The sequence below is a fragment of the Kribbella pratensis genome (assembly GCF_004365355.1).
In the GTDB taxonomy this organism is placed as follows: Bacteria; Actinomycetota; Actinomycetes; order Propionibacteriales; family Kribbellaceae; genus Kribbella.
Map to the genome: position 1 here is coordinate 1,331,762 of NZ_SODP01000003.1, position 6,228 is coordinate 1,337,989.

Sequence of the window (6,228 nt, forward strand, 5' to 3'; positions counted from 1 at the left end):
AACTGCATTGAGTACAGCTGGACTATGGGGTGGCCGGTTCGCCGGCGGACCGGCAGACGCGTTGGCGGCGCTGAGTAAGTCGACGCAGTTCGATTGGCGGCTGGCGCCGTACGACATCGCCGGATCGAAGGCGCACGCCAAGGTGCTGCATCGCGCGGGCCTGCTGACCGACGAGGATCTGGCCGCGATGCTGGCCGGTCTGGACGGGCTGCTCGAGGACGTCCTGTCCGGGAAGTTCCTCCCGGCCGAAGCTGACGAAGATGTGCACACTGCGCTCGAGCACGGTCTGCTCGATCGGCTCGGCGCTGAGTTGGGTGGTCGACTGCGGGCCGGGCGCTCGCGGAACGACCAGGTTGCGACGCTGTTCAAGAGCTACCTGCGTGAGCACGGGCGGATCATCGGCCGGCTCGTGCTGGAGCAGGTGAACGCGCTGGCGGATCAGGCTGCTCAGCACCTGGGCGTTGCGATGCCCGGACGGACGCACCTGCAGCACGCGCAGCCGGTGTTGCTGTCCCACCATCTGCTCGCGCACGCCTGGCCGCTGATCCGGGACCTGGATCGGCTGGCAGATTGGGACGCGCGGGTTGCCGCGGATTCGCCGTACGGCTCGGGAGCTCTGGCCGGGAGCTCGCTGGGGCTGGATCCGGTCTTTGTCGCTCACGAGCTGGGCTTCACGAACTCGTCGGCGAACTCGATCGACGGGACCTCGTCGCGGGACTTCGTCGCGGAGTTCGCGTTCATCACCGCACAGATCGGGGTCGACCTGTCCCGGCAGGCCGAAGAGGTGATCATCTGGGCGACGAAGGAGTTCGGCTTCGTCGAGCTGGACGACGCGTTCTCGACCGGGTCGAGCATCATGCCGCAGAAGAAGAACCCGGACATCGCGGAGCTGGCCCGCGGCAAGGCGGGCCGTCTGATCGGGAACCTGAGCGGTCTGCTGGCGACGCTCAAGGCGCAGCCGCTCGCGTACAACCGGGACCTGCAGGAGGACAAGGAGCCGGTCTTCGACTCGATCGACACACTCGAGGTCCTGCTGCCCGCGTTCACCGGGATGATCCGGACGCTGCGCTTCAACACCGCCCGCCTCGAAGAGCTCGCACCGCAGGGCTTCTCCCTGGCAACCGACATCGCCGAGTGGCTCGTCCGCCAGAAGGTCCCGTTCCGCGTCGCCCACGAACTCGCCGGCGCCTGCGTCCAGGCCTGCGAAAAACGCGGCATCGAACTCTGGGACCTGTCCGACGAGGACCTGGCCGCCATCTCCCCCCACCTGACCCCCGACGTCCGCTCGGTCCTCACCGTCCAAGGCTCCCTGAACTCCCGCAACACCCGAGGCGGCACAGCCCAACCCCGGGTAGAAGCCCAACTAACCGAACTCCGCACCCGCGCCGCCCAACACACCACCCGCCTGACCTAACCCCCCGCCCGACCGCTCCCCGCCCGACCGACCCCACGCCCCGCCCGACCGACCCCACCCCCCGCCCGACCGACCCCACCCGCGCCGCGCCCGCGCCCCGCCCGACCCCACCCGCGCCCCGCCCCATCCCACGGCGCACCATCCATCCGCTGGTGTACGTCTGAGGGGTCAACCCCTGACCTGGTCGGTTGACCCCTGAGAATCTCGGTGCCTAACCGACCATCTCAGGGGTCAACCCCTCGGATGGTCTTGAGTCATTTAGGGTGCTGGGCATGCCTGTGCGCCGGTCTCTGCTCGATGGTCCTGTGTTGGAGGTGGCGCCGAAGTTGCTCGGCATGCTGGTGCGCAGCACCACCGACGAGGGCACCGTCGTCGCCCGGCTCACCGAGGTCGAGGCGTACGACGGGCCCAACGACCCGGGCTCGCACGCCTACCGCGGCGAAACCCCGCGCAACGCGATCATGTTCGGCCCGCCTGGCTTCCTGTACGTCTACTTCACCTACGGCATGCACTTCTGCATGAACGTGGTCGTCGGCCCGCCCGGCAAACCGTCGGCCGTCCTCTTGCGCGCCGGCGAGATCGTCGAAGGCGTCGAACTGGCCCGCGCCCGCCGCGGCCAACCAGCCGTCGAGAAGGTCGCGTTCAACCAGGCCGGCGTCAGGCAAGGTCCGGTGGTGAAGCGCCCGAAGGCCGACCCGGACCGGGACCTCGCCCGAGGCCCTGCTCGCCTGTGTGTTGCCCTCGGCATCAGAGGCGAGGGCAACGGCACCGACCTGCTAGCCAAGGACTCACCGATCCAGCTCTTGCCAGGCCCCGGCTTCGACGGCGAGCCGTCCATCGGTCCGCGCGTCGGCCTCCGCGAGGCAGCCGACCGCGCATGGCGCTTCTGGATCCCGGGCGACCCGACGGTCTCGCCGTACCGCCCACACGTCCCGAAGCGCCGGGCCTAACGCCTCGCCAGCTCCAGCACGTAGTCGAGCTGCGGAAGCCCGTGCTCCACCTCGGGGTCCGGAAACAGCCCGATGTGATGCACCCCGGCCGCCTCCAGCGCATCGACATGCGCAGCGGCATCGTCGAGCGTCCCGATCGCGCCGATCTGCGTCCACCAGTCCGTCGGCATCCCCACCAACCCATCGACACCGGAGTCGTCGAACAACTTCTTCATGTCGTCGAAGAACGGCAACGCAGTCACGCCCGGGTGGTTGTCACCGATCCGCCAGCCCAGCCACGGCGCAGTCCACTCGTACGCCGTCTTGCGGTCCTCCCGCACGCACATCGCCGCGAAGACCGCGACCACGAACCCGTCAGGCGATCTGGCGTACTCCACCGACTGACGCACGTACGCCGGAGTCGCGGGCTCCGCGAGCACGACGCCGCCCGCGACCCGCCCGGCCAGCGCCATCGACTTCGGGCCCATCACCCCGAGCAGGATCGGCGGCGGAGTAACCGGCGGCGCGTCCAGCTTCACGTCCTTCAGGTAGACCGCCTTGCCCTCGAAGCTGACCTCTTCGCCGCCGAGCAGACGGGTGACCGTCGTGGTGACTTCCTCGAGAGTTGTCAGCGGCGACTTCGGCCGGACGCCCATCTGCTCCATCCACGACTGCACGCCGTGCCCGATGCCCGGCAGGAACCTCCCCGGCCCGAGGGCCTCGAGTGTCGCGAACTCCATCGCCGTCACCGCCGCCGTACGCGCGACTGCGGGCGCGATGCCGAGACCGACGGTCAGCCGCTCGGTCGACGTCAGCGCGGCCGACACCAGCGACGGACCGGCGGTGAAGAAGCAGTCCTCGATGATCCACAGCTCGTCAGCCCCACCCTGCTCGAGACGCCGGGCCACGTCGGTGACCAGGGCAGCTGGGTAGGTACGCGGGAAGCACATTCCGAGACCGGTCATGGGGTGACAGTAGGAGAGCGCACCGACAGTTCGTGAAGTGCGGGTCAAAGCTTCCCGCCGCGCGCGAGTGAGGACGACGAGGGGACCATGCTCCGGGTAGGTTTCTGGTATGGCCCGTCCGCACTACGCGTCCCGTCTCGAGGACTGGTTCAACGTCGGGGTGCAGGCCGTCTTGCGGCGTCGTGGCTGGCAGGAGCGGATCATCCCGCAGGTCGGCTACGGCAACACGGAGTTCGTCCGCGTGCTCGCGCGGGTCGTGCTCGGCCGGGACCCGCGCAACCAGCCGCGGTACGACGAGGACCAGGTGGTGCGCGGCTGGCGGGTTTTCGTCACGGCGCCGGCGACCAAGGTGCTGGTCTCGGTCACGATCAACGGGCGGACGTACGACGCCGTCACCGACCGCGGCGGGTTCATCGACCTGACCGTTCCGGAGGTGTTGCCGGCGGGCTGGCACGAGATCATGCTCGGCGTCCACGGCGAACGCCAGGCCCGGGCGCGGATCTTCGTACCGGACCCCGACGCGACGTTCGGCCTGGTCAGCGACATCGACGACACGGTCATCCTGACGATGCTGCCGCGGCCGATGATCGCCGCGTGGAACACGTTCGTCCGCGACGAGCAGGCGCGCCGCGTCGTGCCAGGGATGGCCGGGCTGTACGACGAGCTGCTGGCGGACCACCCCGGTGCGCCGATGTTCTACCTGTCGACGGGAGCGTGGAACACCGCGCCGACGCTGACCCGCTTCCTCGCGCGGCACGGGTACCCGCCGGGGCCGTTGCTGATGACGGACTGGGGGCCGACCAACACAGGCTGGTTCCGCAGCGGCCAGGAGCACAAGCGGACCGCACTGCGCCGGCTGGCGCGCGAGTTCCCCAAGGTGCGCTGGGTGCTGATCGGTGACGACGGCCAGCACGACCCGCAGCTGTACGGCGACTTCGCGCAGTCGCACCCGGATCATGTCCTGGCCATCGGCATCCGCCAGCTGACTCCGGCGGAGCAGGTGCTGTCACACGGTCTGCCCGTGCCGAACCCAGATCCGGGCGCCCACGACCCGCAGCGCCCGACCGCGGTCACGGTGCAGGGGCCCGACGGGCATGCGCTCCGTCCGCAGCTGCGTGACGTGCTGGCACGTCCGGAACCCACCTGAGCGTCGGTCCGCCCGAGTACAGGACACTAGTAGGTGACCGACGTACGCGAGGAGAGACGAAGTGACCGAACGCCGCACCCAGGTACTGGATGACCTGGAGAGCCGTGGCCTGATTGCCCACTCCACTGACCCGGACGCCCTTCGGGCCTCGATGGCAGCGGGACCGATCACCTCCTATGTCGGCTTCGACCCCACCGCGCCCAGTCTGCACATGGGGAACCTGCTGCAGCTGCTGACGCTACGGCGACTTCAGTTGGCCGGCCACAACCCGATCGGGCTCGTCGGCGGCGCCACCGGGTTGATCGGTGATCCGAAGGAGACGTCGGAGCGGGTGCTGAACCCGAAGGACGTCGTCCAGGAGTGGGTCGAGAAGGTCCGTGCCCAGGTCGAGAAGTTCGTCGACTTCGACGAGTCGCTGCCGAACCCGGCCCGGATCGTCAACAACTACGACTGGACCAAGGACCTCAACACCCTCGACTTCCTGCGGGACATCGGGAAGCACTTCCCGGTGAACCGCATGCTCGGCCGCGAGGTGGTGAAGGCGCGGCTGGAGCAGGGGATCAGCTACACGGAGTTCAGCTACGTCCTGCTGCAGTCGCTGGACTACCTGGAGCTCTACCGCCGCCACAACTGCACACTGCAGACCGGCGGTAGCGACCAGTGGGGGAACCTGACTGCCGGCGTGGAGCTCATCCGCCGCAGTGAGGGAGGGAAGGCGCATGCATTGGCCACCCCGCTGGTGACCAAGGCCGACGGGACCAAGTTCGGCAAGACGGAGTCGGGCACGGTGTGGCTCGACCGCGAGCTGACCTCGCCGTACGCCTTCTACCAGTTCTGGTTCAACACCGACGACCGAGACGTCATGCAGCTGGTGCGGTTCTACACCTTCCGTACTCCGGAGGAGATCGCGGCACTCGAGCAGGCGACCGCAGAGCGTCCGCAGGCCCGCGAAGCGCAACGTGTCCTCGCGGAAGACGTGACCACGCTCGTGCACGGCGAGGAGCAGACGCGACGCGTGCAGGAGGCCTCGAGGGCGTTGTTTGGCCAGGGGGAGCTGGCGTCGCTCGACGGCTCCACGCTGGTCGCGGCACTACGAGAAGCACCCCATGTCGAGCTGGGCGCCGGCGAGCCGATGCCAACGTACGGCGACCTCCTGGTGAAGTCCGGACTCGTCGCCAGCAAGTCGGCTGCACGGCGGACCGTGGCCGAGGGCGGCGGGTACCTGAACAACGAGAAGGTGAAGGACGCGGAGTACGTGCCTGGCACGGACGACCTGCTGCCGGGCGGCGTACTGGTGCTGCGGCGCGGGAAGCGTTCATTTGCAGGGGTTCTGGCGTCGCCGGCCCAAGGCTGATAGGTCGGGTGTGGGAGTGGTCTCCACTCCCACATGTGGCTTGCCGAAGGCAAATTACAAGCCTGTGATTCAGCACACCGGGAACCGATTTGACCGGCCACCTGCGGGCCACGTAATGTTCTTCTTGTTGGAGCGAGGCGCGGGACGCGAAAGCGGCCGGTCGCTCCGAACCCCCCAAGGCTAGCTGAGCCGAACCGGGTTGTCTGATCCGGGGCGGTAGCTTGGATGCGGGTGGAAGGTCAGAAAAATCGGGTCTTGACTCGGTGGATCTGGTCCGGTAAGGTAGCGCAGGTTGCCCCGGGAGCGTGGCCGAAAGGTCAAGCTGCGGTGTGCGTCCGATTCTTGAGAACTCAACAGCGTGCCGAAAGTCAATGCCGAAAGATGCATTATCCCCGTGCATGGGCTTCGGATGATTGTCT

At 68.2% G+C, this 6,228-nt stretch carries 5 protein-coding genes; 4 read left to right on the top strand and 1 reads right to left on the bottom strand.

What is annotated here, in order from left to right; translation table 11 throughout:
- Positions 1-7 precede the first annotated feature (7 nt).
- Both argH and EV653_RS34370 read left to right on the top strand, forming a co-directional pair.
- On the top strand, positions 8-1,414 hold the full coding sequence (gene argH, locus EV653_RS34365) for an argininosuccinate lyase (RefSeq protein WP_134109227.1): 1,407 nt from the start codon (positions 8-10) through the stop codon (positions 1,412-1,414).
- A gap of 272 nt (positions 1,415-1,686) precedes the next feature.
- Positions 1,687-2,364 (top strand): DNA-3-methyladenine glycosylase, encoded by a 678-nt coding sequence (locus EV653_RS34370; RefSeq protein ID WP_134109229.1) that lies wholly within the window; start codon positions 1,687-1,689, stop codon positions 2,362-2,364.
- Here EV653_RS34370 and EV653_RS34375 read toward each other — a convergent pair.
- Positions 2,361-3,308, bottom strand: a complete 948-nt coding sequence (locus EV653_RS34375) for an LLM class flavin-dependent oxidoreductase (protein WP_238160626.1) — start codon at positions 3,306-3,308, stop codon at positions 2,361-2,363. The two genes, EV653_RS34370 and EV653_RS34375, sit on opposite strands and share 4 nt — an antisense overlap.
- Positions 3,309-3,417: 109 nt before the next feature.
- Here EV653_RS34375 and EV653_RS34380 point away from each other — a divergent pair, with 109 nt between their 5' ends.
- Together EV653_RS34380 and tyrS are read left to right on the top strand one after the other, a co-directional pair.
- Entirely contained in the window at positions 3,418-4,455 is a 1,038-nt protein-coding gene (locus EV653_RS34380) for an App1 family protein (RefSeq protein ID WP_134109231.1), read from the top strand.
- A 61-nt stretch (positions 4,456-4,516) separates the two neighbouring features.
- On the top strand, positions 4,517-5,809 hold the full coding sequence (tyrS, locus tag EV653_RS34385) for a tyrosine--tRNA ligase (RefSeq protein ID WP_134109233.1): 1,293 nt from the start codon (positions 4,517-4,519) through the stop codon (positions 5,807-5,809).
- Positions 5,810-6,228: the final 419 nt, after the last annotated feature.